General features: G+C 60.0%; 32 protein-coding genes, 1 tRNA gene and 1 pseudogene. 11 read left to right on the top strand and 23 right to left on the bottom strand.

Annotation, left to right across the window (positions count from 1 at the left end; genetic code table 11):
- From IWX85_RS05590 to IWX85_RS05585, 3 genes are all read left to right on the top strand, one after another.
- A partial coding sequence (locus IWX85_RS05590) for a hypothetical protein (RefSeq protein WP_196869030.1) occupies positions 1–566 on the top strand: 566 nt, incomplete at its 5' end.
- The gene (locus tag IWX85_RS20320) at positions 523–1,248 is read left to right on the top strand and encodes a hypothetical protein (protein WP_231379549.1); all 726 of its coding nucleotides are present in this window, start codon (positions 523–525) and stop codon (positions 1,246–1,248) included. The genes IWX85_RS05590 and IWX85_RS20320, both read left to right, overlap by 44 nt.
- The gene (locus tag IWX85_RS05585) at positions 1,238–1,597 is read left to right on the top strand and encodes an integrase core domain-containing protein (RefSeq protein ID WP_370584221.1); all 360 of its coding nucleotides are present in this window, start codon (positions 1,238–1,240) and stop codon (positions 1,595–1,597) included. Before IWX85_RS20320 ends, IWX85_RS05585 begins: the two co-directional genes overlap by 11 nt.
- 41 nt (positions 1,598–1,638) lie before the next feature.
- Here the strand turns inward: IWX85_RS05585 and IWX85_RS05580 are convergent.
- Positions 1,639–1,809 (bottom strand): annotated as a pseudogene (locus tag IWX85_RS05580) (IS630 family transposase); the annotation flags it as partial.
- Between the two features lie 49 nt (positions 1,810–1,858).
- Here IWX85_RS05580 and IWX85_RS05575 point away from each other — a divergent pair.
- Complete coding sequence (locus IWX85_RS05575) at positions 1,859–2,260, top strand: transposase (protein ID WP_370584225.1); 402 nt, start codon at positions 1,859–1,861, stop codon at positions 2,258–2,260.
- Between the two features lie 303 nt (positions 2,261–2,563).
- Here IWX85_RS05575 and IWX85_RS20710 read toward each other — a convergent pair whose 3' ends face one another.
- The 10 genes from IWX85_RS20710 to atpD all read right to left on the bottom strand — a co-directional run bounded on the left by IWX85_RS20710 (position 2,564) and on the right by atpD (position 9,579).
- On the bottom strand, positions 2,564–2,695 hold the full coding sequence (locus IWX85_RS20710; RefSeq protein ID WP_255529376.1) for a hypothetical protein: 132 nt from the start codon (positions 2,693–2,695) through the stop codon (positions 2,564–2,566).
- 135 nt (positions 2,696–2,830) lie between these two features.
- Positions 2,831–3,715 carry a F0F1 ATP synthase subunit gamma gene (locus IWX85_RS05565; RefSeq protein WP_196869028.1) on the bottom strand — a complete coding sequence of 295 codons (885 nt, stop codon included), beginning with the start codon at positions 3,713–3,715 and terminating at the stop codon, positions 2,831–2,833.
- Positions 3,712–5,307 (bottom strand): alternate F1F0 ATPase, F1 subunit alpha, encoded by a 1,596-nt coding sequence (locus IWX85_RS05560; RefSeq protein WP_196869027.1) that lies wholly within the window; start codon positions 5,305–5,307, stop codon positions 3,712–3,714. The genes IWX85_RS05565 and IWX85_RS05560 overlap by 4 nt, the downstream gene beginning before the upstream one ends.
- Complete coding sequence (locus IWX85_RS05555; protein ID WP_196869026.1) at positions 5,304–6,104, bottom strand: F0F1 ATP synthase subunit delta; 801 nt, start codon at positions 6,102–6,104, stop codon at positions 5,304–5,306. The genes IWX85_RS05560 and IWX85_RS05555 overlap by 4 nt, the downstream gene beginning before the upstream one ends.
- Before the next feature lie 3 nt (positions 6,105–6,107).
- Positions 6,108–6,392 carry a F0F1 ATP synthase subunit C gene (locus IWX85_RS05550; protein WP_036809362.1) on the bottom strand — a complete coding sequence of 95 codons (285 nt, stop codon included), beginning with the start codon at positions 6,390–6,392 and terminating at the stop codon, positions 6,108–6,110.
- Between the two features lie 27 nt (positions 6,393–6,419).
- Positions 6,420–7,115 carry a F0F1 ATP synthase subunit A gene (locus tag IWX85_RS05545; RefSeq protein ID WP_196869025.1) on the bottom strand — a complete coding sequence of 232 codons (696 nt, stop codon included), beginning with the start codon at positions 7,113–7,115 and terminating at the stop codon, positions 6,420–6,422.
- Positions 7,105–7,425: an ATP synthase subunit I gene (locus IWX85_RS05540; RefSeq protein WP_231379548.1), complete on the bottom strand. Its 321-nt coding sequence runs from the start codon at positions 7,423–7,425 to the stop codon at positions 7,105–7,107. Before IWX85_RS05540 ends, IWX85_RS05545 begins: the two co-directional genes overlap by 11 nt.
- Positions 7,418–7,729, bottom strand: a complete 312-nt coding sequence (locus tag IWX85_RS05535) for an AtpZ/AtpI family protein (RefSeq protein ID WP_231379547.1) — start codon at positions 7,727–7,729, stop codon at positions 7,418–7,420. The genes IWX85_RS05540 and IWX85_RS05535 overlap by 8 nt, the downstream gene beginning before the upstream one ends.
- 16 nt (positions 7,730–7,745) lie before the next feature.
- A complete protein-coding gene (locus IWX85_RS05530) occupies positions 7,746–8,135 on the bottom strand; it encodes a F0F1 ATP synthase subunit epsilon (protein ID WP_036809369.1) in 390 nt (129 codons plus the stop codon).
- Complete coding sequence (gene atpD, locus IWX85_RS05525; protein WP_196869045.1) at positions 8,125–9,579, bottom strand: F0F1 ATP synthase subunit beta; 1,455 nt, start codon at positions 9,577–9,579, stop codon at positions 8,125–8,127. Before atpD ends, IWX85_RS05530 begins: the two co-directional genes overlap by 11 nt.
- Positions 9,580–10,068: 489 nt before the next feature.
- Here atpD and greB point away from each other — a divergent pair, with 489 nt between their 5' ends.
- Positions 10,069–10,641 (top strand): transcription elongation factor GreB, encoded by a 573-nt coding sequence (gene greB / locus IWX85_RS05520; protein WP_196869044.1) that lies wholly within the window; start codon positions 10,069–10,071, stop codon positions 10,639–10,641.
- Positions 10,642–10,675: 34 nt separating this feature from the next.
- Here the strand turns inward: greB and IWX85_RS05515 are convergent, their stop codons facing one another.
- From IWX85_RS05515 to IWX85_RS05500, 4 genes are all read right to left on the bottom strand, one after another.
- Positions 10,676–12,913, bottom strand: coding sequence for a bifunctional (p)ppGpp synthetase/guanosine-3',5'-bis(diphosphate) 3'-pyrophosphohydrolase (locus IWX85_RS05515; protein WP_196869043.1), 2,238 nt, complete (start codon positions 12,911–12,913; stop codon positions 10,676–10,678).
- Between the two features lie 116 nt (positions 12,914–13,029).
- Positions 13,030–13,233, bottom strand: a complete 204-nt coding sequence (gene rpoZ / locus IWX85_RS05510) for a DNA-directed RNA polymerase subunit omega (protein ID WP_029523754.1) — start codon at positions 13,231–13,233, stop codon at positions 13,030–13,032.
- 39 nt (positions 13,234–13,272) lie between these two features.
- Complete coding sequence (gene gmk / locus IWX85_RS05505; RefSeq protein ID WP_036809384.1) at positions 13,273–13,893, bottom strand: guanylate kinase; 621 nt, start codon at positions 13,891–13,893, stop codon at positions 13,273–13,275.
- A gap of 53 nt (positions 13,894–13,946) precedes the next feature.
- Positions 13,947–14,864, bottom strand: coding sequence for a YicC/YloC family endoribonuclease (locus IWX85_RS05500; protein WP_196869022.1), 918 nt, complete (start codon positions 14,862–14,864; stop codon positions 13,947–13,949).
- A 68-nt stretch (positions 14,865–14,932) separates the two neighbouring features.
- Here IWX85_RS05500 and IWX85_RS05495 point away from each other — a divergent pair, with 68 nt between their 5' ends.
- The 6 genes from IWX85_RS05495 to IWX85_RS05470 all read left to right on the top strand — a co-directional run bounded on the left by IWX85_RS05495 (position 14,933) and on the right by IWX85_RS05470 (position 19,816).
- On the top strand, positions 14,933–15,940 hold the full coding sequence (locus tag IWX85_RS05495; RefSeq protein ID WP_196869021.1) for a serine/threonine-protein kinase: 1,008 nt from the start codon (positions 14,933–14,935) through the stop codon (positions 15,938–15,940).
- A complete protein-coding gene (locus IWX85_RS05490; RefSeq protein ID WP_196869020.1) occupies positions 15,937–16,839 on the top strand; it encodes a PP2C family serine/threonine-protein phosphatase in 903 nt (300 codons plus the stop codon). Before IWX85_RS05495 ends, IWX85_RS05490 begins: the two co-directional genes overlap by 4 nt.
- 303 nt (positions 16,840–17,142) lie before the next feature.
- The gene (gene rdgB, locus IWX85_RS05485) at positions 17,143–17,751 is read left to right on the top strand and encodes an RdgB/HAM1 family non-canonical purine NTP pyrophosphatase (protein ID WP_196869019.1); all 609 of its coding nucleotides are present in this window, start codon (positions 17,143–17,145) and stop codon (positions 17,749–17,751) included.
- Positions 17,752–17,770: 19 nt separating this feature from the next.
- Positions 17,771–18,961, top strand: a complete 1,191-nt coding sequence (hemW, locus tag IWX85_RS05480) for a radical SAM family heme chaperone HemW (RefSeq protein ID WP_196869018.1) — start codon at positions 17,771–17,773, stop codon at positions 18,959–18,961.
- A 17-nt stretch (positions 18,962–18,978) separates the two neighbouring features.
- Positions 18,979–19,209 carry a hypothetical protein gene (locus tag IWX85_RS05475; protein ID WP_196869017.1) on the top strand — a complete coding sequence of 77 codons (231 nt, stop codon included), beginning with the start codon at positions 18,979–18,981 and terminating at the stop codon, positions 19,207–19,209.
- 106 nt (positions 19,210–19,315) lie between these two features.
- Positions 19,316–19,816, top strand: coding sequence for a hypothetical protein (locus tag IWX85_RS05470; protein WP_036809403.1), 501 nt, complete (start codon positions 19,316–19,318; stop codon positions 19,814–19,816).
- Positions 19,817–20,025: 209 nt separating this feature from the next.
- Here IWX85_RS05470 and IWX85_RS05465 read toward each other — a convergent pair.
- The 8 genes from IWX85_RS05465 to IWX85_RS05430 form a co-directional block, all read right to left on the bottom strand.
- Positions 20,026–20,115: transfer RNA gene (locus IWX85_RS05465), tRNA-Ser, on the bottom strand.
- Between the two features lie 60 nt (positions 20,116–20,175).
- A complete protein-coding gene (gene ureG, locus IWX85_RS05460; protein WP_036809406.1) occupies positions 20,176–20,832 on the bottom strand; it encodes an urease accessory protein UreG in 657 nt (218 codons plus the stop codon).
- 37 nt (positions 20,833–20,869) lie between these two features.
- Complete coding sequence (locus tag IWX85_RS05455) at positions 20,870–21,568, bottom strand: urease accessory protein UreF (protein WP_036809409.1); 699 nt, start codon at positions 21,566–21,568, stop codon at positions 20,870–20,872.
- Between the two features lie 16 nt (positions 21,569–21,584).
- Positions 21,585–22,217 carry an urease accessory protein UreE gene (ureE, locus tag IWX85_RS05450; protein ID WP_196869015.1) on the bottom strand — a complete coding sequence of 211 codons (633 nt, stop codon included), beginning with the start codon at positions 22,215–22,217 and terminating at the stop codon, positions 21,585–21,587.
- A 7-nt stretch (positions 22,218–22,224) separates the two neighbouring features.
- A complete protein-coding gene (gene ureC, locus IWX85_RS05445; RefSeq protein WP_196869014.1) occupies positions 22,225–23,943 on the bottom strand; it encodes an urease subunit alpha in 1,719 nt (572 codons plus the stop codon).
- Positions 23,943–24,248: an urease subunit beta gene (locus tag IWX85_RS05440; protein ID WP_036809418.1), complete on the bottom strand. Its 306-nt coding sequence runs from the start codon at positions 24,246–24,248 to the stop codon at positions 23,943–23,945. The genes ureC and IWX85_RS05440 overlap by 1 nt, the downstream gene beginning before the upstream one ends.
- Before the next feature lie 12 nt (positions 24,249–24,260).
- The gene (locus IWX85_RS05435; protein WP_196869013.1) at positions 24,261–24,854 is read right to left on the bottom strand and encodes a HupE/UreJ family protein; all 594 of its coding nucleotides are present in this window, start codon (positions 24,852–24,854) and stop codon (positions 24,261–24,263) included.
- A gap of 71 nt (positions 24,855–24,925) precedes the next feature.
- Positions 24,926–25,228, bottom strand: coding sequence for an urease subunit gamma (locus IWX85_RS05430; protein ID WP_196869012.1), 303 nt, complete (start codon positions 25,226–25,228; stop codon positions 24,926–24,928).
- Positions 25,229–25,291 lie beyond the last annotated feature (63 nt).

Genomic DNA, 25,291 nt, shown 5'->3' with positions numbered 1-25,291 from the left:
TCAGCGTTCACGCGCCCGGAATCGGTCCCCGCGAGCTACTCATTCCAGCGTTCACGTTCACTGGAATGGCTGTTCACGTTCGCCCGGAATACCCATTAAGCCTTGCCAGCGAGTTGAACATGTCGCCCGGCACCCTCAAGAGATGGGTACTGGACTCAGGCAAGGCGGCCGGACAGGCACGCGGGGAGCCAAGCCTTGCACTGGACGGCTTGGCTATGGCTTGGTCGCCATTGCAACGGCTGACGGCCTTGCAGGAAAGCTATGGGCTGAGCGATGCAGCGCTGGGGGCGTGGTGCCGCGAGCGCGGCGTGTTCGAGCACCAGCTGACGCAGTGGCGCGAAAACTTCTGCACCCCGATCACGCCCGCCTCGCGCGAGGCTAGCGGGGCCTTTCGCGAGCTGCAGCGCCAGCACGATCAGTTGCAGCGCGAGCTGCGGCGCAAGGAGAAAGCGCTCGCCGAGGTGGCAGCGTTACTGGTGTTGCAAAAAAACCTGCCAAGGCGCTGCTGGAGGGCGCGGACAAATGACGTCCGTCCAGCAGCGCCAAAAGTTGCTTGGCCTGATTGACAAGGCTTGCGCCGACGGGGCGCGCTTGAAGCGGGCTTGCCGTCAGATCGGCCAGTCGTGCCGCAGCGTGCAGCGCTGGCAGCGCATGAGTGCGCCTGAAGGGGACCAGCGCGAATCAGGCAAGCGGCGCTACGTGTGCCCGCCCAACAAGCTGTGCGAGGACGAACGCCAGACCGTGATGGCCACGCTCAACAGCGAAGCGTTCAAGGACCTGCCGCCGAGCCAGATCGTGCCTCGCCCGGCTGACACAGGCGTCTATGTGGCCTCCGAGTCCACGATGTACCGACTGCTGCAACAAGAGGGCCAGCTGGCCCATCGGCGCTCGGGACGTGCCGCGCAAAAGCGCAGCCGGCCGCGCGCTTTGGCTGCCACGGGGCCCGATCAGGTGTTCTGCCGGGATATCACGTATCTGCCCACCCAGGTGCGCGGCCAGCACTTTTACCTGTACCTGTTTGAAGACCTGTTCAGCCGCCAGAATCGTTGGCTGGCAGGTGTTCGATCACGAAAGTGCTGCTCTGGCGAGTCAGTTGCTGAGCGACATTTGCCTGCGCCATGGCATTGCGCCGGGTCAGCTGACGGTGCATTCGGACAATGGCGCGCCCATGAAGGGCGAAACCATGCTGGCCACGATGCAGCGTTTGGGTGTGGCCCACACGCGCAGCCGACCGTCCGTGAGCAATGACAACCCTTACGTGGAATCGGCCTTCAGAACGCTGAAGTATCGCCCCCAGCTGCCTGTCAAGCCGTTTGAGAACTTGCTAGCCGCGCGCCGCTGGGTGACGGACCTGGCGCACTGGTACAACCACGAGCATCGCCACAGCGCCATCGGCTTCGTGACGCCGGCGCAGCGCCATGCCGGCCTGGACCGGGCCCTGCTTGAGGAGCGCGCGCTCGTCTATGAACAGGCCCGCCAGGAAAATCCCCAGCGCTGGTCAGGGCAGCCTCGCCAGTGGGCGCATGTCGATACCGTTCACCTCAACCCAGAAACCCCACAAATCAAGGAGCTTCGAAACACGCAAAAAGTAGCCTGACTCACTTCACTTTAGGCGACAACTTGCTTGACAGCCACCGGCATCGTCGCAATGTCGCTGCTCCTAGGCCGCTCGCTACGGCCGCCCGACTGGTCACAGTTGAGCAAAATCAGGGCGTTGATGACTTTGGCCTCCGCGTGGGTGCCTTTGCTGGCAATGTCTTGCAGCTCGGCTCTTTCTTGCTCTGACAAGGTGACTTTATAATGTTCCATCCCCCTATTGTCATACGTCAATTAACTCGTGACACGACACTAGGTTGACATTCTCCGAGACACATCCGGCAAACCCGATCTAAACCACTGGCTGACGCATTTCACCAGTGGATGCTGCTGCAGCGCCAGAAGATCACGGACGGCTCGGCGACGGCTAAAGCGCTGGGTTGCACTGACCCGATTTTTGGACGATGGGCAACTGCCTGTCGACAATAACTGGATCGAGAACCAGATTCGCCCGATAGCTGTCGGCAGAAACAATTGGTTGTTTGCGGGGTCACTGCGCGCCGGGCAACGCGCCGCTGCGGTGATGAGTCTGATTCAGAGCGCCAAGCTCAATGTCCACGATCCGTATGCCTACCTGAAAGATGTGCTGGCACGCCTGCCCACGCACAAGAACAGCCGCATTGAAGAACTGCTGCCGCATCGCTGGCAGCCACTCGTCACATAACGCCTGCGCCGTCAAGGTGTGTTGGCCGCGCGCTTACCGCTCAGCGCCACTAGCCGGTTGTCATTGAGCGCGGCAATAAACTGGCGCCCCCGTGCGGTGATGAAGTCAAAGTTTTCTTGCGAAGCAAATCAGCTGTCCATCAGGCAAAAGCGAAACTTCAACCCGTTTCGCAGGCACGTCTCAATCATCTCGCGCAGCAGCTCATTTTTGGCGACCTCACTTTTTCGCTTGAGCTTTTTGGTGGTCCATCGTTCTTACCATCGCCTTGACTTGCAGCCACAAGTCCCGGGACGTGTACTCCTGCTATGAAAAAAACTGCCTGATCCGGTCATGGCTTACCGCGCCATCCACCATCTTCGACAGCCCAGTCGCCGTCGCCGCACCAAACGTGCTCAACAAATAGTCCGTGTACAACTCCAGTTCAGAATTGTTCATTTCTGCACCCCTCAAATCTGGAGACTATCGAATTCATTTGCGCTGCGTAAGGTCAGTCAGTGATTTACCTTTCTGAGAATAAATTTTTTGTTCGCACTTGATGGCTCTGCTTTCAGCCTGTGCATTCAGTCGGGTTTAGCCGCCTGTCAGCGCCTCGAAGCCGGAGATGACATCGAATAACTCCTCGTCGATGCCACTTTGGCGCAGGCGATGAAACGAGCGATTCAAGTCTTCCAGCAGTTCCTCGATATTTTTTTCAGCCCGCTGCATGGCGGCCAGGCGACTGGCGTTTTCGCTGGCGAGGGATTCGGCGCAGGGCCTGAACAGCGAGACGAACAGGTATTCCCGCACGAAAGCCAGCAAGGTCGCCGCCCCGCCATTCATGACCTCCGGCAAAATTTTGGTCGGCCAGGCCGTCGCCGTCAACTGACGCCGCCAGACCGCGTCCAGCGGCAGCAGCCGCTGGCAAGTGGGGCTGTAAATTGCCCCGGCTTGGGGGCTGTTGTGAAAAACGTAGACCTGTACGATCTCACCTTTTTCACGAAGCGTTTCGATCTCGATAAGAATCTGCCCGACCAGCGGTGTGATCGCGCCAATGGAGCCCGGAAGAATGAAGCTTTTGTCCAAGCGCAAATCTGTTTCCGCCAGCCGCGACCGGATGCGCTCGCCGACGGTCCAGACGGTCTTTTTAACTGCCAAATCCTCCAGCGTTTTGACCACAAAATCGGCCATCACGTCGTTGAACTGGCCGACCAGCCCCTGGTCGGAGCCGAACACCACGGCGGCGATTGGCCCGGTTTGCCTGCGCTGTGCTGGCGCCGGGGCAGCAGGCCGCTCCATCTCGCGCAAGCAGGCGACTAACCCCAATTGCACCGTGCGGTAGTAATCATCCAGGGCGCGCACAGCACTTTCGTATTGACCGATGCTGGACGCGGCCACCGCCTTCATCGTGCGCACCACGGATTGAAGGTCGCCCGCCGTGCCAATCTTGCGGCTCAGGCTGGCGGTGGTGTCGCTCATGCCGATGCCCTGCCGGCCGACTTGGTCTGGAGGCCGACGTCCGCTTCAGGCTTGGGCGCCGTCTCGGGCTGAAAGCTGGCAAGCGCGGTGCGGGCGATCTGGACAATGGCATCCCGATCTTCATCACTCAGTTTGGCGGCGGTATCGAAACGTGCATGCACCTCGTCGGGCAGCTGGATTGCGGCCTCGCGCACGGCGTGCTCGGCTTCTCTCATCCGGTCAAGCGGCACGCTGTCAAAGAGTTTTTCAGTCAATGCCATGAGTACCGCAATTTGTGCGGCCACCGACACTGGCGCAGATTGCGGCTGCTTCAGACAAGCCCGAATACGCCGGCCGTGCTCGATGATTTGGGTGGTGCTTTCGTCCAGCCTGGCGCCAAAGCGGGCAAAGGTTTCCAGCTCTTCGAACTGGGCGTAAGCGAGCTTGAGGTCGCCGGCCACCGCCCGGTAGGAGGCGCGTTGCGCCTTGCCGCCTACGCGCGAGACGGATTTACCTACATCGACGGCAGGCAAAACGCCGAGCTCGAACAGCGAGGGCGAAAGGTAGATCTGCCCGTCGGTAATGGAGATCAGGTTGGTCGGGATGTAGGCGGAAATGTTCTGCGCTTCCGTCTCGATAATCGGCAAGGCCGTGAGCGAGCCGCCGCCGCGCTCGTCACGCAAATGGGTCGCGCGTTCCAGCAGGCGCGAGTGGATGTAGAAAATGTCGCCGGGAAAGGCTTCGCGTCCGGGCGGGCGGCGCAGCAGCAGCGACAGCTCGCGGTAGGCGCGGGCATGCTGCGTGAGGTCGTCGTAGACGATCAGCACGTCGCGGCCCGCTTCCATGAAATGCTCGGCGATGCTGGTCGCGGCATAGGGGGCAATATAGGCCAGGCCCGGCGGATCATTGCCCTCGGTGACCACCACGACGGTGTACGCCATCGCGCCCTTGTCCTTAAATACGGCGGCCGCCTTCGCCACGGCGGAAGCACGCTGGCCAATCGCGCAATAGACGCACACCACATCCTGGCCACGCTGGTTGAGGATGGTGTCAATCGCAATGGCGGTCTTGCCGGTCTGCCGGTCGCCCAGAATCAGCTCGCGCTGGCCGCGCCCGATCGGAATGAGCGCATCGACGACCTTCAGGCCGGTCTGCAGCGGCACGGTCACGGGTGCGCGGTCCATGATGGGCGCTGCGGGCCGTTCAATGGGAAATCGTGTGCTGGGGGCCACCGGCCCCTGGCCGTCGAGCGGGCGGCCCAGCGGGTCAATCACCCGGCCCAGCAAGCCGTCGCCCACGATGACATCCATCACCCGCCCGGTGCGCTCGACTTTATCGCCCGCGTGCAGACGCGAATAGTCGCCCAGCAGCACAACGCCGATTTCAGTCTCGTCCACATTGAAGGCAATGCCAAACACATTGCCGGGAAACTTCACCAGCTCGTCGTAGCCCACGCCAGGCAGGCCGGAAACCATGGCAATGGCGGTCGAGACGCTGGTGATCGTGCCCACCTCCTGCGGCGTCAATTGCGCCTGGTAGGTGTCGCGTCCCTGGCTCAGGCCCGCAAAGGTGTTGTCCAGGACACTTTTCAGGGTGTCAGAGGGCGCGCTCATGGGGCCTTCTCTGGCGCGGCGGGATGGACTTGCGGTTCGGACTGCTCCTTGATGCGTTCGTCAATGCGCTGCTCCAGTGAGGCGAGAAAATCCGCGATATTCCAGGCAACCTTCCATCCGTTGGCCGAGAGTTCGATGCCGCTGATCAGGTCCGGCGTCGTGTCGAACGTGATCTGGATGTCGCACGAGAAGGTTTCATTGAGCGCGCTTTGTATCGCGTCCCGCTGCGCCGGCGACAGTTCGAAGGCGCTGCGCACGAGCACGGTGCCGGACGCTGTTTTTAGCGCCTTGGCGAGGCCGGCCTTTCCCGCATCGTCAAGCGCTCGCAAGCGCTGCGTGAACACCGTGCCCATGCGTTCTTCAAGCGTTGCGCCCGCCAGATCGGTCAGCACCTTTTGTGCAATGGCCAACACTTCCTCGCGGCTGCGGCGGGCGATGTCCTGGTGCAGGGACTGCAGTTCGCTGCTCAACGCGTCCTGCCCTTTGACGCGCAAGGCATTGGCGGCCTGCCGGGCATCCTCCAGCAAGCGCTGCCGTTCGGTCTTGATCTCGTCCTGGAGCTGGCTCAGCTGCCTGTTGCGCGATTGATCAAACACCTCATTTTTTTTCTGGAATTCGTCGCGTTCTTTCTGGGCTTCTCCCTTTTTCGCGGTGGCGTCGGCAAGGGCCAGGGCAATCCGTTTTTCCCGCGCGTCAATGGCGTCGAGGACAGGTTTGTAAAGAAAGCGCTTCATCAACCACACAAGGACGAGAAAGTTGAGCGTTTGCGCACCGACGGTGAACCAGTCAAAAAGCATGGCTTACTTTGCGGCAGCCAGGGCGGCGATGCCGTAATTCCAGAACGGGTTGGCAAAAATCAGGATCATCGACACCACGAAGCAATAGATCGCGGTGGATTCGATCATCGCCAGGCCCACGAACAAGGTCCGGGTGATCGTGGCCGAGGCGTCGGGTTGCTGCGCCAGTGCAGTGAGCGCCGTCGCAACGGCGCGCCCTTCTGCGAAGGCGGGGCCCATGGTGCCAAAACCCGTGGTGAGGCCGGCGATGACGATGGATGCCACCGCGATGATTGTCAGGCTGTCCATAGCGAGTCCTTGATAGGTAAGTTGTGTTCAAATTTTGGGCGCCGGCTCAGGCTTGGGCTTGCGCACATGGGTGGCGGCGGCGATGTAAACCGCCGCCAGGATGCTGAAGATGTAAGCCTGCACTATCCCCGTGAGCAGGCCCAGCACCGTCATGACGATGGGAAAGATGAAGGGCGTGATGCTCAGGAGAATGCCGATGATCATGGCCCCGCTCATCATGTTGCCAAACAGGCGCACGGCCAGCGCCAGCGTGCGCGAGATTTCACTGATGAGGTTGAACGGCAGCATGATGGCGGTCGGCTCCAGGTAGGACTTGAGGTAGCCGCCCACGCCCTGGTCCTCGATGCCGAACAGCGGCACGGCCACCATCACGCACAGGGCAAGCGCTGCGGTGGTGGACAGCGACCCGGTCGGCGGCTCATAGCCCGGAATGACGGTACACAGGCTGGCCATGGCGACAAAAAGAAACAGCGTGCCCAGAAAGCCCATGTATTTGCGCGGATTGCTTAAGCCGACCTCTGCAATCTGATTCTCGATGCCGGTCACGACGATTTCAAGCAGGTTCTGCCACCGGGAACGCTTGTGATCGGTGGAAAGATGGCGCGTGATGAGGCGAGAGCCCACCACCAGTACCAGCATCAGGGCCCAGGTATAGGCAATGGTGGCGTTGAGCTTGAAAAATCCGACTTGCCAGAAGATGATTTCATCGGGGCTAAGGCGCATGGCGTGCCTCATTCGGCTTGCGTGCCGGACTATCTTCAGGCGACCGGGTCAGCCGAATCACGATATGGCGCGCCATGAAAAAACCGACCACGCAAGCCAGCAAACGTTGCCAGTTGGCACCCGAAACAACGTAAAAACCGGTCATCGTGACGCCCATGCGCAGCAGCAGGCTGCAAAACACCCAGACGGCGGGCTGCCGGGAAGCAAGACTCTTTCTGACGGTCCACCACAGGCCGCCGAAAAAAAACGCACCCATCGCACCACCTGCAATCCAGGCCAGCACCAGGGCCAGGGCCAGTGTTTCATTCATCATCATTTTCCTGTTCTTCCCGCATGGCCTGGTCTTCCTGGCTCACCCAGTGCCATGCGTTCAGACAGCCCAGCGTCAGCCCGGCCAGCAACAAGGCCAGCGTCCACGAGCGGCCTCCCGGGTAGCGCCGGTCCAGCCAGAGGCCGAGCGCAGCGCCCAGCAGGGTCGGCACTACGACCGACCAGCCGATGACCCCCATCAACCCCAGACCCGACCACATGCCGGGCGTGGCGTTGCGCTGCGCCTTGAGCTTGCGCGCAGCCTTGACACCGACCTGCTCGGCCAGGCCGGGTTCTTTTTTCAAGTTTTTCTCAAACGGATCAGTCATGCTGCAAAGTCGCGAACCGGCGCAAAAAACCGGTTTCCAGTTTCACCAGGACCGAGCGCACGTTTTGCTCATGCGCGTCCAGCGCCAAAAACTCCTGCTCCACCGCCTGGCGCAATTGGCCGAGGTCCGCGCCCCCCATGGCTCGCCGCACGGAAACCAGCACATCCGGCCCGGTCTTGACCAGCACGCCGCCATCGACGGCCACAAAAACTTCCCCGTCAGCCGCTGTTTCGTAGATCAGGATGCCTGGCTGCAGCGCCGCCACGCAATCGCGCCGGTGCGGCAGCAAGCCAAACGAGCCCGCACGGGTTTCAGAGACGATGCGCGACACGTCTGTTTTTTCGGCAAACACCTTGAAAGGCAGCAGAATCTTAAGATTCATGGGTGTCGGCCGTTTTTGTCTCTAACTCTGGCTTGGTTTCTGTCTTGGGCTGTTTCGCCTTCGCTTCGTCAATCTTCCCGATCATGTAGAGCGCACTCTCCGGGTAATCCTTGAATTCGTCGTGCAGGATGCGTTCGCAACCGTCCAGCGAATCCTCCAGGCTGACCAGCTTGCCCTGTATGCCGGTGAACTGCTCGGTCGTGAAAAACGGCTGGGTCAGGAACCGCTCCAGCCGGCGCGCTCGGCCGACCACGTTGCGGTCTTCCGGCGACAGTTGCTCTAGCCCGAGCATGGCAATAATGTCCTTGAGCTGCGCATATTGGGCCAGCGTGCGCCGGATTTCCTGGGCCAGCGCGTAATGCCGTTCGCCCACGATGCCAGGCGTGGCCATTTTGGAACTCGACTGCAGCGGATCAATGGCCGGATAAAGGCCTTCGCTGGCTCGCTTGCGCGAGAGCACGATGGAAGCGGAAAGATGCGAAAACGTATGCACCGCCGCCGGATCGGTGAAATCGTCTGCCGGCACATACACCGCCTGAATCGAGGTGATGGCGCCCGTGTCGGTGTTGGCGATGCGCTCCTCCAGCCCCGACAATTCGGTTCCCATCGTGGGCTGGTAGCCCAGACGCGACGGCATCCGCCCCATCAGGCCGGACACTTCGGAGCCGGCCTGGATGAACCGGAAGATGTTGTCGATGAGCAGCAGCACATCGCGGTGCTCGTCGTCCCGAAAATACTCGGCTATGGTCAGCGCCGCGTGACCAACCCGGAACCGGCTGCCCGGCGGCTCGTTCATCTGGCCGAAGATCATCACCATGTTGGGCAGCACGCCGGCGGCCTTCATTTCGCGGTAAAGCTCTTCTCCTTCACGGCACCGTTCGCCAATGCCGCAAAAAATACTGACGCCCTCCTGATGCCCGACCATGTTGTGAATCATCTCCGTCAGCAACACTGTTTTGCCAACCCCCGCGCCGCCGAAGAGTCCAGCCTTGCCGCCGCGTTCCAGCGGCAGCAATACATCGATGACTTTGATACCGGTTTCGAAAATTTCAGAGTGGGTCGAACGTTTGACCAGTGTTGGCGGCGCGCGATGCACGGAACGCCATTGGACATCTGTAGGTGCCGGCTGGCGGTCGATCGCATTACCAAAAACATCGAACATGCGAGAAAGAATTCCCTTGCCGACGAGCGCCTTCAACGGCCCGCCGGTGTCCGTCACGGTCATGCCACGCGCCAGGCCTTGTGTTGGTGTCAGTGCAATTGCGCGCACATGCTGCAGGTCACGCTGCGCGAGCACCTCGACGATGATGCGCCCTTCGTCGGCATGCAGCATGCTGTGGATCGGTGGTAAATTTTCATTGAACCGCACATCCACGACGCTGCCGCGCACTGAGACAACAACGCCGAGATTTGGAAGGTCTGTATTAACCCTAGGATCAGGCATCTCGCTCCATTCATTTTCAGCATGGTTGGTGATGGGTATTGCGTCAATATGACAGGCGTCAATTTGGATGGCGGAAACATCACTATCGACAGCAACCTGCATAAACAGTCAGTCCGTCCGAATGAACCTCAATTGTCGGAAAAATCATAGGGTTATTTTCTGAAGCCACGCTTGCAGTGACGTAGGACAAGACCGCTGACTGTAAAGAAGCCTCGTGTGGCTGAAGTAGAGGGATCATTTTTCGACCTGCTGTTACGCAGCCGCCATGAAAAGCTGAAGCTTGGCGTACGCGTTGCAAGATGCATGAGCAGTTTGCAGCAAAACGCAAAGGGACTGAGTTTGGTTGTGATGCGCAGGCATTTGCAGTGCGCAAGGTGCATTGCGATGCGCGGTGCAAATGAAAAGCCTGCAACGAAAGTTACAGCTTTTTTTTCTTATGCGTTTCGACGCTGGCAACTGCATGCGTGTGAATGCTATTCTGGCACCAGAATGAACAAAGCCTTCACCAAAGAAACCGATGCTGACGACGAAGACGAATTCCCCGCACCCCGTCTTTCAGCAAGTGGCAAGAACTACATCACGCCTGAGGGCTATGAGCGCTTGCGTCTGGAACTCCTCGATCTGATCGACAAGGAGCGGCCCAAGGTCGTCGATATCGTGCACTGGGCGGCAAGCAACGGCGATCGTTCGGAAAATGGCGATTACCTCTACGGCAAGAAGCGGCTTCGAGAGATTGACCGGCGTATCCGCTTTTTGACACAGCGTCTCGAAATCGCCGAAATCACCGACCCTGGCATCCACTATGGTAATGACCAGGTATTTTTTGGCGCGACGGTCACCTATGCCGACGACCAGGGGCACGAAAGGACCGTGACCATTCTGGGCGTTGACGAAGCCATCAGTGCCATGGGGCAGATCAGCTGGATTTCGCCGGTGGCCCACGCGCTATTGAAGGCGCGGAAAGGCGATGAAGTGACCTTGGTCACACCGCAGGGAACGCAGTTGCTGGAAGTACTGAAAGTAGACTATCCGAAGGCCGGCAGGGCGGTTGGGAAAGGCTGATCCGTCCCGTCCTCCAATGCAAAAGCCAAGCCCTTCATGCGCCGGCCTTGAACCGCTGAACCCGAAGCACAGATGGGGCACGCTTGACATTGCGCATCGCTGCGGCCAGGTGAACACGGTCACGCACCGCCACGCTGAACCTGAGGTCAGTGGCGCCGTTTGCCGGTTCATGCCCCATGTCCACATGGGTAATGTCCACCTCGGCGCTGGCCAGCGCGGCAGCCACCTTGGCCAGCACACCCTTTCCATTGGACACCGTGACCATGAGATTGGTTTCAAACGTTCTGGTGGGCTCGTCTGACCAGTCGACGGCAATGAACCTTTCAATGTCACGTTGCTGAAGCCGCTTGGCCACTGCGCAGTCCTCGGTGTGAACAAACAGGCCTTCGCCCCGCCCAAGATAACCTACGATGGCATCGCCGGGAATCGGGCTGCAGCACCGTGCGAACTGGACAGAGCTTTTCTCACTGCCATCAAGCACCAAGCCCCCTTGCGAAATGGATTCCTGCGGAATGTAGCGTTCCCGGCTCATCAGCAAGGCATCAGGTTTCTCGCCTTTCTCAGCCAGAAAGGCGACGATACGCTTGGCGATCATGCTGGCAATGCGCTTGCCCAAGCCGATGTCAGTCAGCAACTCGGCGCGCGAGCGGTTGCCAGTAAAGCGAAGGATTTTTTCCCAGGTCGCGTGATGCGCGTCGTCGTCTTCTGAAAGACGCTGCCGGTCTATGCCCTCTGCTCGCAGCGCCTGGGCGAGCATTTTTTCACCAAGTTCCTGGGATTCCGTGATCGCCATGCTCTTGAGATGATGGCGAATTTTTGAACGCGCCTTGCCGGTACGGACAAATCCCAGCCAGGCTGGATTCGGAGTGGAAACCGGTGCGGTGATGATTTCGATAACATCGCCGTTCAGCAGTTCAGTACGCAGCGGAACCTGTTCGCCATTGACCTTGGCGGCAATCGCATGGTGGCCGACGTCGCTGTGAATGGCATAGGCAAAGTCGACAATCGTGGCGCCTCGCGGCATCGCCATGATCTGGCTTTTCGGAGTGAAGACGTAGACCGCCTCAGGAAACAGATCGATTTTGACATGGTCCCAGAACTCGGCTGCGTCATGGGTTTCATTCTGGATGTCGAGCAGCGATTGCAGCCACTTGGTTCCCAGGCGCTGCGAGGTGTCGCTGTTTGGATCGGACGCCTTGTAAAGCCAGTGGGCCGCCACGCCTGCCTCTGCCACTACATGCATCGCATCGGTGCGCATCTGGAACTCGATGTTGGTTCCAAATGGGCCGACCAGTGTGGTGTGCAACGACTGGTAGCCATTAACCTTGGGAATGGCAATGTAGTCCTTAAACTTACCCGGCAAGGGTTTGTAAAGCTGGTGCAGGATACCCATGGCGCTGTAGCAGGTCGTTACCTCGTTCAGAATGACCCGAAACCCGTAAAGGTCGGTCACCTGCGCAAAAGACAGGTGCTTTTGGTCCATCTTGTGGTAAATCGAATAAAGCGTTTTTTCACGTCCGTAAATCCGCACGGGAATCTGCGCCGTAGCAAAAGCCGCTTCGACTTCAGACTGCACCCGCTTGATCACGTCGCGGCGGCGCCCCCGCGCACGGGTCAGTGCTTTGGTCAAAATGGCATAACGCCACGGATGCAGGTGCTGAAACGACCGGTCCTGCAGTTCACGATAGGTTGAGTTCAGGCCCAATCGATACGCAATCGGGGCATAGATATCCAGCGTTTCGCTGGCAATCCTGTTCCATTTCGAACGCGGCGCGTCGCCAAGTGTTCGCATGTTGTGAATGCGGTCTGCCAGTTTGATCAGGATGACCCGGACATCGCGCGCCATGGCCAGCAGCATCTTACGGAAAGATTCCGCTTGGTTTTCTTCACGGGTGTTGAATTCAAGTTTTTCCAGCTTGGTCAGTCCATCGACCAGATCGGCTACCGGCGCACCAAAGCGCTCGATCAACTCCGGCTTGCTGACATCGCAGTCTTCCATCGCATCGTGGAGCAGCGCTGCCATCAGGGCCTGCGCATCAAGTTTCCATTCGGCGCATTGCTGGGCCACCGCGATCGGATGCGTGATGTAGGGCTCACCACTATTTCTCAACTGTCCCAAGTGGGCTTCGTCGGCAAAGCGGTAGGCCAAGCGGACATTTTCTATGTCCGCGGCGTTCAGATAGTCGAGTTTGGTCGTCAGGGCCGCAAAACTTGCTGCCGCCGCATTGGCTGCGGCAGGTGTCGGCTTATAGGGAACGTCGTTCGTCGGCATTGCGTTCATAACCCTAAATGTAACGTTACCTGAATAAAGTTAATGAAAAATGGTCTTAAAAGGCTTTTGAAATAAAAAAAGCACCTCGTAAGGTGCTTTTTTTAAATTGAATCAATTTAATTAGGGACTTTTTTAAGCATTTCCAGACCCACCTTGCCTGCGGCAATTTCCCGCAGAGCAGTGACGCCGGGTTTGTTCTTGCTTTCAATCCTGGCGGCATGTCCCTGGCTGAGCATGCGAGCGCGATAGGTGGCAGCCAAAACCAGTTGGAAGCGGTTCGGAATTTTTTCGAGGCAGTCTTCAACGGTAATGCGGGCCATGGTGTTCTTTCAGGTGATCGTTGACTTAGGGACAGTAACTTAAGGAATGTGAAGCGCCATGAAAGTCTCGGCTCTGGCGCGTCGCTGGGCCGAATATTTCAGCCGCTGGGCATGCACGATGGTTTTCAAGTCGAAAACTGCCCGCTCAAACAATTCATTGATTATAACGAAGTCGAATTTTTGAGCCTGCGCCATCTCCACGGCAGCGTTCTGGAGCCGCAGTTCAATGACCTCAGGACTGTCCTCGCCGCGACGTTGCAGGCGCGAGCGCAGTTCTTCCCAGCTTGGCGGAAGAATGAAGATCAGGACTGCGTTGGCAAAAATCTGCTTGATGTTGATGGCCCCTTGGAAATCGATTTCCAAAATCACGTCGGCGCCATGCGCTACTCGTTCTTCGATGGTGTGGCGCGACGTGCCATAGCGGTGGCCGTGGACATGCGCCCATTCCAGGAATGCATCGCGCGTCACCATGCCGTCAAACTCTTCAGTCGACAGAAAAAAGTATTCTCTGCCATGCTTTTCCTGTCCGCGCGGCGGGCGGGTGGTATGTGAAACCGCCGGCTGAATGGCTGAATCGAGTTCCATCAGGGCTTTGACCAGGCTGGATTTGCCAGCCCCGCTGGGGGCGGCTACAACAAATAGATTTCCGGGATATTCCATACAGGGCAAGTAATATTTGCTATTGGTTTAGAAGTTGTAGAGGGTATGCGGTGTCATTCGATGTTCTGGACCTGCTCGCGAATCTGCTCGATCAACACCTTCATGTCGACCGACACGCGCGTTAGTTCCAGCGACGCCGATTTGGAGCCCAGGGTATTGGCTTCGCGGTGAAGTTCCTGAATCAAAAAGTCCAGGCGCTTGCCCAGCTCGCCGCCGCTGGCCAGCAGGCGGTCGATTTCATCGAGGTGCGATGCCAGGCGGGTGATTTCCTCGGCCACATCAATCCGGATGGCAAATGCGGTCGCCTCAGTCAGTGCCCGATCCTGGGCAATTTCCGGCAGCACGCTGCTGCTGCCCAGCGCCAGAGCTTCTTTCCAGCGTTCCAGAAAACGGGTTTTTTGCTGCTCGACCAGTTTTGGGACCATGGGAACGGCTGATTCGGCCAGCGCCCGCAACTGGGCTGTCCGGTCCAGCAGCATGAGGCTCAGGCGTGCGCCTTCCCGCGCCCGCGCCGCCATCAACTCATTCATCGCCTGTCGGGCAGTCTCAAGCAATTCCTCGCTGTAGTCATGCGGTTTTTTATCTTCATTCGTAGCAATCCGGAGTACGTCCGCCACGCTGAGAGGCGCAGCTTGCGGCAGCCATGACTTGATGCTGTCTTCCAGCGAGCCGAGCCGCTGCAATGTGGCCGCTGAAGGCGCGCGCAGGCTGCCGGCAGCAGTGCTTTCGAGCGAGACACGCATCTCTACCTTTCCGCGCTTGAGCTTGCCAGTGAGCAACTCGCGCAGCGCAGGTTCAGCCTGGCGCAGCTCGTCGGGCAGGCGAAAAGCAAGGTCCAGGAAGCGGCTGTTGACGGAACGGATTTCAACGCCCAGCCGGGAACTGCTGCTGCGTGCCGGTTCGGTTTCAATGGCTTGCTGCGTAGTGCTGGACTGCAGGCTTGCATAGCCCGTCATGCTGTAAACTGACATTAGCTTTTTGCGCCTTCTTTAAGAGAGAAGAGAGTGGGTGGACTTTCACCCAGCCCACCAGAGAATTTATGTCAAAGGTCAAACCTTCATCCCTGCCGCCTGACACCATGATCGGGGGCTATCGCATTGAGCGAAAGCTTTCGGCGGGTGGATTCGGTGTAGTTTACTTGGCCGTTGACAAAGAGGGTCAGCAGTTTGCCATCAAGGAGTACTTGCCTTCCTCTCTGGCCAGCCGCGCCGTCGGTGAATTGCTGCCGCAGGTCCTGCCTGAAAAACTGTCCCTGTACCGCTTGGGTCTGAAGAGCTTTTTCGAGGAAGGCCGATCGCTGGCACAGATTTCACACGGGTCGGTGGTCAGCGTGTTGAACTTTTTCCGCGAGAACGAAACCGTCTACATGGTCATGAATTATCTGGAGGGCGGAACCCTGCAGGACTTCATCATCACGGCGCGTGATTTGAAAAAACCCAAGGTGTTTCGCGAATCCACCATTCGCTCGCTGTTCGACGAAATCCTGCGCGGGCTGCGCATCGTGCACCAGCACAAGATGCTGCACCTGGACATCAAGCCGGCCAATATCTTCATCACCGACGACAACCGGGCGGTGATGATTGACTTTGGCGCAGCCCGTGAGGTGCTGAGCAAGGAGAGCAACTTCATACGGCCCATGTACACGCCCGGCTTTGCAGCGCCTGAAATGTACCGGCGTGATTCGTCCATGGGTCCCTGGACCGACATCTATGCGATCGGCGCCTGCATCTACGCCAGCATGCAGGGCTATCCGCCCAACGACGCGCCGCAACGGACTGAAAAAGACCGGCTGTCACTGGCCTTGTCCCGTCTTCGCGGCGTTTATTCCGACAACCTGATTGAGGTCGTCCAGTGGTGTATGGCCCTGGACCCCCTGGCGCGGCCGCAGTCGGTGTTTGCGCTGCAAAAGGAACTGAGTCGTGAAAGCGAGCGCCGCTATACCAAGCTCACGGTTGGCGAACGGGTGCGGCTGCAGTTTGACAGCGTGGTGTCCGACACCAAGAAAACATCGCGCAAGGCCCATGTATCGGGAACCCGGTTCAAATGAGGTTTTCGGTTTTTCAGCTCAGTCGCATCGGTGGCCGGGCCATGAACGAAGACCGCATGGGCTACTGTTACACCCGCGAGTCGGGCCTGTTTGTGCTGGCCGACGGCATGGGAGGACATCCTGAGGGAGAAGTCGCCGCCCAGATCGCCCTTGATACCATTTCGGCCCTGTACCACAAGGAGGCAAAACCCATGGTCGGCAATCCGGCTGAATTTCTTGCCAGTGCGGTGCTGGCAGCGCATCACCGCATCATTCGGCATGCTTCCCAAAAAGGCCTGCTTGACACCCCGCGAACCACGCTGGTGGCGGCGGTTGTGCAGGGCGCCAGTGCTAGCTGGGTGCATTGCGGAGATTCGCGCCTTTACCTGGTGCGCGATGGCCAGCTACTGATGCGCACCCGGGACCATTCATTTTTTGAGCAGGAGCGGGCCGGGTTGAACGAGATCGAACCCGTGAACCGCAACATCCTGTTCACCTGCCTTGGCTCGCCCGCCAAGCCAACGCTGGAGATTGCAGGTCCGTTTGCCTTGCAGCAGGGCGACAAGCTGATGCTCTGCTCGGATGGTTTATGGGGCAGCCTGAACGATGCGGAGATGGTTGCGCAACTGAGCGGCCAGAGCGTTTGCAAGGCAGTCCCGGCCCTCGTGGAAAGTGCCTTGCTGGCTGGGGGCGAGCACAGCGACAACGTCACCGTCCTGGCCATGGAATGGGAAACGCCCGATGTGTTTGCGCCCACACGGCACGGCCCTGCCGACAGCGCGATGGACGGCAGTTTCGCCTCCACCCTCGATGCAGGTGGCTTTGACAGTCAGGCCGATGACCTTGATGAAGCCATGATCGAGCGCTCGATTGCCGAAATCAATGCGGCCATTCGCCGTTCAGCTGCCAGGAACGCCTGAGCGGCGCTGTTCAGTGCGCCCCGGCCAGGTCTTGCCGAACCTGGTTTTCTCCTTGCTGCCCCATCCGGCGTTTTCCAGACCGAAAGTAGTCACCATGAGCCCGTACTAGCAAATCACTGAGCGCACGCAACCCGCATCACATGTACTTACGTAACTGGCGTGGCATTTTCGCGTCAGGAAATGAATGCACTGCTCGCCCTGGCCGAAAGCGGTCTCCGGGTATCCCTGGTGCTGCCACGGAATTTACTATTAAATAAATAGCTAACAGTCCATGTTGGACAAGCGCTAAACCTCTATTTCATCATGAAAATTATCCTCGCATCCAACAACCAGGGCAAACTGGACGAACTTCAGGCCATGCTGGCGCCGCTGGGCCTGGAACTGGTCAGACAGTCCGATCTGGCCATCCCGGAGGCCGAAGAGCCGTTTCGCACCTTTGTCGAAAACGCCCTTGCCAAGGCGCGCCATGCGTCAGCCCTCAGCGGCCTGCCGGCGCTGGCCGATGACGCCGGCCTGTGCGTGGAAGCGTTTGGCGGGCAGCCCGGCGTGGACACCGCGTTTTATGCCACGCAGTATGGCTATGCCAAGAGCGACGACAACAACGTCAAGGCCTTGCTGGAACAGATGGCGCACCTGACGCAGCCCGCAGAGCGTCGCGCAGCCCTGGTCAGTACGCTGGTCGCGGTGCGCTCTGCGGATGATCCTGAGCCGCTGATCGCCAGCGGACGCGTGGCCGGCGAAATCGCCCTTTCGCCCGTGGGCAGCAACGGCTTTGGCTTCGACCCGGTGATGTTCGTCCCCGCATTCAGCCAGACCTTTGCGCAACTGCCGGTCAGCGTGAAGAACGCCAACAGCCACCGCGGCAAGGCCATGCGCCAGATGATTGAATTGCTGCGTGAACGCTGGCTGTAAAACCGGACTCGAATCCCTCATGATCCCAAAAGACATTCAGCACTACATGCGCAGCGGTACGCTGCAACTCGCCGCGCTGCCGCCGCTGTCGCTGTATGTGCATTTGCCCTGGTGCATCAGGAAATGCCCGTACTGCGATTTCAATTCGCACGAAGTGGCGGGCGACATGCCCGAGCAGCGCTACATCGATGCGCTGGTGGCCGACCTGGAGGCTTCGCTGCCGCTGGTCTGGGGCCGCACGGTTCACAGCATTTTCATTGGCGGCGGCACGCCCAGCCTGTTTTCGCCGCAGGCCATCGACCGCTTGCTGGGTGACATCCGCGCCCGGCTCAAGCTGACTGCAGACTGTGAAATCACCCTCGAAGCGAACCCCGGCACCTTTGAAAAAGACCGCTTCAAGGCGTTTCGCAGCGCCGGCGTGAATCGCCTGTCGGTCGGTGTGCAGAGTTTTGACGATGTGCACCTGAAGGTGCTCGGCCGCGTGCACGACCGCGCCCAGGCGATTGCGGCGGTGGAAGAGGCCGCGCAGGCCTTCGACACGTTCAACCTCGACATCATGTATGCGCTGCCCGGCCAGACGCTGGAAAACCAGGCGCAGGACATGCGCCAGGCGCTGGCCTTGGGGCCTCCGCACATCTCAATCTACCACCTGACGATCGAGTCCAACACCTACTTCGCCAAGTTTCCGCCGGTGATCCCTGAGGAAGACACGGCCTACGCCATGCTCGACCAGATCACCGAAATGACCGAAAACGTCGGACTGCAGCGCTATGAAGTGTCGGCCTATGCCCGGCCCGGTCACCGCTGTTTTCACAATACCAACTACTGGCAATTCGGCGACTACTTGGGGCTAGGCGCCGGCGCGCACAGCAAGCTCAGTTTTGCGCACCGGGTGGTCCGCCAGGTGCGTTACCGCGAACCCAAGCTGTACATGGACAAGGCGCTGGCCGGCCATGCGGTGACGCAGGAAACCGAGGTCAGCCGTGCCGATCTGCCGTTTGAGTTCATGCTCAACGCCTTGCGGTTGCGCGAGGGCTTCAAGCTACAGGATTTTGCCGACAAGACCGGCCTGCCGTTCACCGCGATCCAGAAAGGGCTGGAAGAGGCCGAGCGCAAGGGACTGGTTGTGCGCGACCTTGTGCATGTCCGGCCGACCGAGCGCGGCTTTGATTTTCTGAACGATCTGCAATCGCTTTTCCTGGCTGACTGACCCGGCATTCACACATCATGCAACTGGAAACTTCAAGCATTGTCCTGCTGGCCGTCAGCACCGCCGTGAGCTTCGGTTTAGGACGCACCTTCATGCATTTCCGCAAGAAGACGCAGAAAAAAGAGGCCCGAGAACGCGAGGCGCGAGCCCTGCGCGACCGGCCTGCCGAGCTGGAATCGAAAAACAAGAGCAAACGCAAACGGCAGCTTCAGCAGAGGGAAAAAGGGCCATCGGACCAGAAGCGCTGAGGCCCTGCGCAGAGGGCCAGAAAAGGCCGCGTGATTTTTCAGGCGGGTAGGGTCTGGCGACAAGAAGAGGTGCTACCTTTCGCAGTGCCGATATTGGCGTTTGGAGATGAACGTGGCCAACCTAGAGATGAAGAAATACCAGGATGCGACAACGGCTGAAAAGCTGAGCAAAGGTGTCCAGCATGCACAGGAACTCCATGCGCAGTTTTTCGCACTGTTCGACCAGTACAGGCCGGCGCTTCTCAGCCTTGACATCGCTTCAGAACCGATGCCGCAGGGCGATGGCCCGACCCGGGTGCGGGTCATCACGCCATTCGGCAGCCTTTATGCCACCGCAGCCTATACCTTCGATGACGGACATGCCGGCGCCGCCATGCTGTTTACCGATGAGAAACGAGTCGATGACCGGACCGTTTCGCGAAAACTAAATGCTGTGGTCCTGGGCCGGGAGGGGTTTTGGATCGACTCGGACGGCGACAGCTTGAAGACGCCCTTCACAGAGATGAGCGAGCACGTCGCCTACGCAGCTGTCCACAAGGCGCTGGCCGCGAAGTTAAAGGCTGACTCGGAATACGTCTCCAGTTTTACGCGTGCATTCCTGGTGTAGGCGCGATCTCACCGAATGGGGCTTGGGGCAGAAGCGGACGGGTGCCGGACTGCATTTTGTACTTCAGGGTTGATACCCATGCCCCAGTATCGGGGGGGCAACCTCCGAAAGCTGCAATGAAAGCCCGTTTTCAGGCATTTCAGCGATGGGGGTAACGGTGTGGGGAATGTCACCTGATTGCCGAGAAACCTGCATGAATTCCAGGGTTCTGGCGGAAGCGGTGAGATTCGAACTCACGGAGGACTCGCATCCTCGGCAGTTTTCAAGACTGCTGCATTCAACCGCTCTGCCACGCTTCCAAGCCTACTAGTTTAACCGCTGGGCTGGCAAGCCACGGGCGGTTGTCTGAAAAATAACGCTCAGGCCGTCTGCAGCATGCCTTTGCTTTCGATGAAGGCGACCACCTCGGCCAGGCCCACCTTGGTTTTCAGGTTGGTCATGACGAAGGGCTTCAGGCCTTTGGCCGTGGTGCGCATGCGGATGGTGTCGGCCTCCATGACGCCCAGGTCGGCACCCACGTAGGGCGCCAGGTCGGTCTTGTTGATGACGAACAGGTCACTCTTGGTGATGCCGGGGCCGCCCTTGCGCGGAATTTTTTCGCCGGCGGCCACGTCGATCACGTAGATCGTGAGGTCGCTTAACTCGGGGCTGAAAGTCGCCGCGAGATTGTCACCGCCGGATTCGATGAACACCACGTCGGCATCGGGAAACTCTTCGAGCATGCGGTCGATGGCCTCCAGGTTGATCGAGGCGTCTTCGCGGATCGCCGTGTGCGGGCAGCCGCCGGTTTCGACGCCCATGATGCGTTCGGCGTCCAGTGCGCCGCTCACCGTAAGCAGGCGTTGGTCTTCCTTGGTGTAGATATCGTTGGTGATGGCCACCAGATCGTATTGTTCCTTCATGGCCTTGCAGAGCATTTCCAGCAGGGTGGTCTTGCCCGAGCCGACCGGCCCGCCGATGCCCACGCGAAGGGGCGGCAGTTTCTTGGTGCGGTGGGCGATGTGGTGCAGGCGCATGGAAATACCTTGGAGGATTGAAGATGGCGGCGCTTCATCAGGAGCGAAACAGCCGTGAATACTGGGTTTCGTGCTGGGCCGAAAGAATCGCCAGCATGGGTGAAAAGGCCTGGCGTTCATTGTCCGAAAGCCGCATGGCAGCGTCGACGGCGGCCGGAATGTCCCGGCTCAGGCGGGCCAGGATGCGCTGGCCGGCGCTCTGGCCCAGCGGCACGGATTTGAGCGCGGCCTGCATCATGTTTTCGGCCCAGCCAAAGGCATAAGCCAGCAGGCAGTCGCGCACGCCAGCCGCAATTTGCGAAGCGGCCAAGGAAAACGCGACCGGATAGGTCGGCTGCATCAGGGCGCAGGCCGCAATATGGTCGGCATTGACGCCGTCATGGTTGCGCAGCCAGTCAAGCAGCGAGCGCCCCATCTGCTCGGACTGCAGCCGCAACTCGCTGGTTTCGCGGGTCTGCAGCACCCAGTCGTTGAGTTGCCGGATGCGCACCAGGTCCGCTTCACGCCAAGCCGGAATGGCCTGAGCAATCACGGCCAGGTCGCCGCGCGCCTGCGTCAGGTGGAGCTGGTCGGTCAGCCAGTCAGAGGCCATGCTTTCTGTGGCTACTCCCGACCGTTCCACGGCCGATTCAAGCACTTCTGAATAAGAAAATCCGCCCACGGGCAAGGCCGGGGAGGCGAGCCAGATCAGCTGGAGCAGGCTGGCCGAGGGCAGGGCGGGTGCCGCTTGCGTCATCAGTCCCGTGCCTTCGTCATTGGCTGTGCGGCTTGCGCGGATGAAGCTGGATGGCGACGGGCTTGATGGCCGCATGCGCATGCGCATGGCCGTGATCGTGCTGGCAGTCCGGCCCGTGGACATGGGCTGCTGCGGGCGGCACAGCCGTTACAGCCGGTGCGTCAGGCGTATGGCTGGGTCCGTGGCTGTGGCCGCCCGCGCTGTAGGCGCCGCCTTCGGGCTCAAAGGCTTCGGCAACTTCCTGAACGGTCAGGTGCATGGCGCGCAGCATGTCGGCCAGCACATGGTCGGGTTCGATTTTCAGGTGGTCAGGCTTGAGCTCGATCGGTACATGGCGGTTGCCCAGGTGGTAGGCGGCGCGGGTCAAATCGAACGGCGTGCCGTGCGCCGTACAGGCCGTGATGTGCAGAACGGCTTGCGGCGCGGCAATCACCTTGACCATGGAGCCGTCTTCTGCAATCAGCACGTCGCCGCCACGCACCAGCGTGCCGCGCGGCAAGAACACACCGAGCTGGCGGCCCAGCGAGTCGGTGGCGTCAAAGCGGCTTTTCTGGCGCACGTCCCAGTCGAGTTCGAGGGTGGCAGCGCGCTTGACCAGCACCGGGGCCAGGCCGGCGCCTTGTGAAATGAGTTTGGAGATTTGAAGCATCAGGCCATTAAAACAAAAAGTAGCGCTGCGTCATCGGCAAACTGGTGGCGGGCTCACAGGTCAGCAACTGGCCATCGGCCCGGACCCGGTAGGTTTGCGGATCGATTTCCATGCTTGGCAGGTGGTCGTTGTGAACCATGTGCTGCTTGCGCACGCTGCGGATGTTTTTTACCGCGCTTAAGCGTTTGGTCAGGCCGAAGCGCCCCTGGATTCCGGCGGCCAGCCCGGCCTGGGACACAAACGTGAGCGAGCCTTTGGCAATAGCGCCACCGAAAGCGCCGAACATGGGCCGGTAATGTACCGGCTGCGGCGTCGGAATCGAGGCGTTCGGGTCGCCCATGGCCGCCATCGCGATGAAACCGCCTTTCAGGATGATCGACGGCTTGATGCCGAAAAACGCTGGTTTCCACACCACCAGGTCGGCGAACTTGCCGACTTCGATCGAGCCGACCTCGTGCGAAATGCCGTGGGCAATCGCCGGGTTGATGGTGTATTTGGCTAGATAGCGCTTGACGCGGTAGTTGTCGTTGCGCTCGGTGTCGCCCGGCAGCTTGCCGCGCTGCTGTTTCATCTTGTGGGCGTTCTGCCAGGTGCGGATGATGACCTCTCCCACGCGTCCCATGGCCTGGCTGTCGCTGGACATCATGCTGATGGCGCCCAGGTCGTGCAGGATGTCTTCGGCGGCAATGGTTTCCTTGCGGATGCGGCTTTCGGCAAAGGCCAGGTCTTCGGCAATGCCTGCGTCCAGGTGGTGGCAGACCATCAGCATGTCCACATGCTCGTCGAGCGTGTTGATGGTGTAGGGCATGGTCGGGTTGGTGGAGGACGGCAAGAAGTTGGCCTCACCGACGACGCGCAGGATGTCGGGTGCATGGCCGCCGCCCGCGCCTTCGGTATGAAAAGCGCACAGCCCCCGGCCCTTGGTCGCGGCAATGGTGTTCTCGACAAAGCCCGATTCGTTGAGCGTGTCGCTGTGAATCGCGACCTGCACGTCGGTTTCTTCTGCGACATCGAGGCAGTTGCTGATGGCCGCCGGCGTGGTGCCCCAGTCTTCATGCAGCTTCAGGCCGATCACGCCCGCATTGACCTGCTCATGCAGCGCCGCAGGCAGGCTGGCATTGCCCTTGCCCAGAAACCCCAGGTTCATCGGAAAGGCGTCGGCGGCCTGCAGCATGCGCTCGATGTTCCACGGGCCGGGCGTGCAGGTGGTGGCAAAGGTTCCAGTGGCTGGGCCCGTGCCGCCGCCCAGCATGGTGGTCACGCCCGAGGTCAGGGCTTCCTCGATCTGCTGCGGGCAGATGAAATGAATATGCGAATCGATGCCGCCGGCGGTGACGATCATGCCTTCGCAGCTGATGATTTCGGTGCCGGGGCCGATGATGATGTCGATGCCTGGCTGCACGTCAGGGTTGCCGGCCTTGCCGATGGCGGCGATGCGCCCACCCTTCAGCCCGATATCGGCCTTGACGATGCCCCAGTGGTCGAGGATGAGCGCATTCGTCATCACCGTGTCCATCGCGCCTTCGGCGCGGGTTCTCTGCGACTGCGCCATGCCGTCACGGATGGTCTTGCCGCCGCCGAACTTGACTTCTTCGCCGTAGCTGCCGGCGCGCAGGGTGTAGTCGGCCTCGACCTCGACCCGCAAATCGGTGTCGGCCAGCCGCAGCCGGTCGCCCACCGTGGGGCCGAAGATTTCCGCGTAGGCGCGTCTGCCGATGGTGGCCATTAGAGTGCTCCCTGGATGAGGCCGCGAAAGCCGTAGATTTCCCGCCTGCCGGCGTAGTCGACCAGTTCCACCGTGCGCTGCTGGCCCGGCTCGAAGCGCACGGCCGTGCCCGACGCAATATTCAGCCGCATGCCGCGCGAGGCCTCACGGTCAAAACCGAGCGCCGCGTTGGTTTCGGCAAAGTGGTAATGCGAGCCGACCTGGATCGGCCGGTCAGCGGTGTTTTGCACGATGACGGTCAGCGTGCGCCGGCCTGCATTGAGAAGGTGGTCGGGGCCATCGGTGAACAGTTCGCCTGGAATCATGGGGTGTTTCCTTCAGGTCAGTTGGGCCAGCAGTGTCACGCCCAGCGCCGCAACGCTTGTGCCGGCCAGGCGTGAAATCCAGGTGGTGTCGCGAAAGGCCAGGCCCAGGCCCAGACCGATGGCATGCAGCGCCAGCGTTGCCAGCAGCATGCCCGACAGCGGTGCCCAGAGGTTCGCGGCGCCCGTCAGTTCGGTTCCATGCGCCACGCCATGAAAAATCGCAAACAGGCCGACCAATGAAGCGGCCAGCGCGGCAGGCAGGCGGGTGCGCAGTGCCACCAGCAAACCCAGCACCAGCAGCGAAGCGGCAATCATCGGTTCGACCGCCGGCAATTCAATGCCGGCCAGGCCCAGCAGCGCGCCCGCCAGCAGCATGGTCGCAAAGGCCAGCGGCACCGTCCACAGGCGGCGGGCGCTCAAGGCGCTCCAGAAGCCCATGGCCAGCATCGCGGCCACGTGGTCCAGGCCGGTGAAGGGATGCTGCAGGCCTTCGGCAAAGCCAATTTCTGCATGGGCACCAGAATCAGTGCCAATATGGGCCATGGCGCTCGTGGATAGGGCGCTGATAGCTATCAAAAAAATAGTGCGAAGCGGTTTGCAAGACATGGGGCTGATCTCCTTGGAATGAATGGCTTTCGGTGGAGCGGGGCAAATGCGCGTCAACCGGCTGGTGCAGTTCAGACAATCGGCTGATGCACCGTGACCAGCTTGGTGCCGTCGGGAAAGGTGGCTTCGATCTGGATGTCCGGGATCAGCTCGGCGATGCCGTCCATGACATCGGCGCGGGTCAGGATGGTGCGGCCCTCGCTCATGAGTTGCGCCACGGTTTTGCCGTCGCGTGCACCTTCCATCACGGCGGCGCTGATGAGTGCCACGGTTTCCGGGTAATTGAGCTTGAGGCCGCGCGCGCGGCGCCGCTCGGCCAGCAGGGAAGCTGTGAAGATCAGCAGTTTGTCTTTTTCTCGCGGGGTCAATTCCATGGGGCTCTTTCGGGTTCGGCGATTCAAAATCGCAAGATTGGTGCCACCGGATTTTGTGCTGAT

Source organism: Polaromonas sp. CG_9.11 (genome assembly GCF_015752225.1).
In the GTDB taxonomy this organism is placed as follows: domain Bacteria; phylum Pseudomonadota; class Gammaproteobacteria; order Burkholderiales; family Burkholderiaceae_C; genus Polaromonas.
This window is presented reverse-complemented; position numbering and strand designations above follow the sequence as displayed.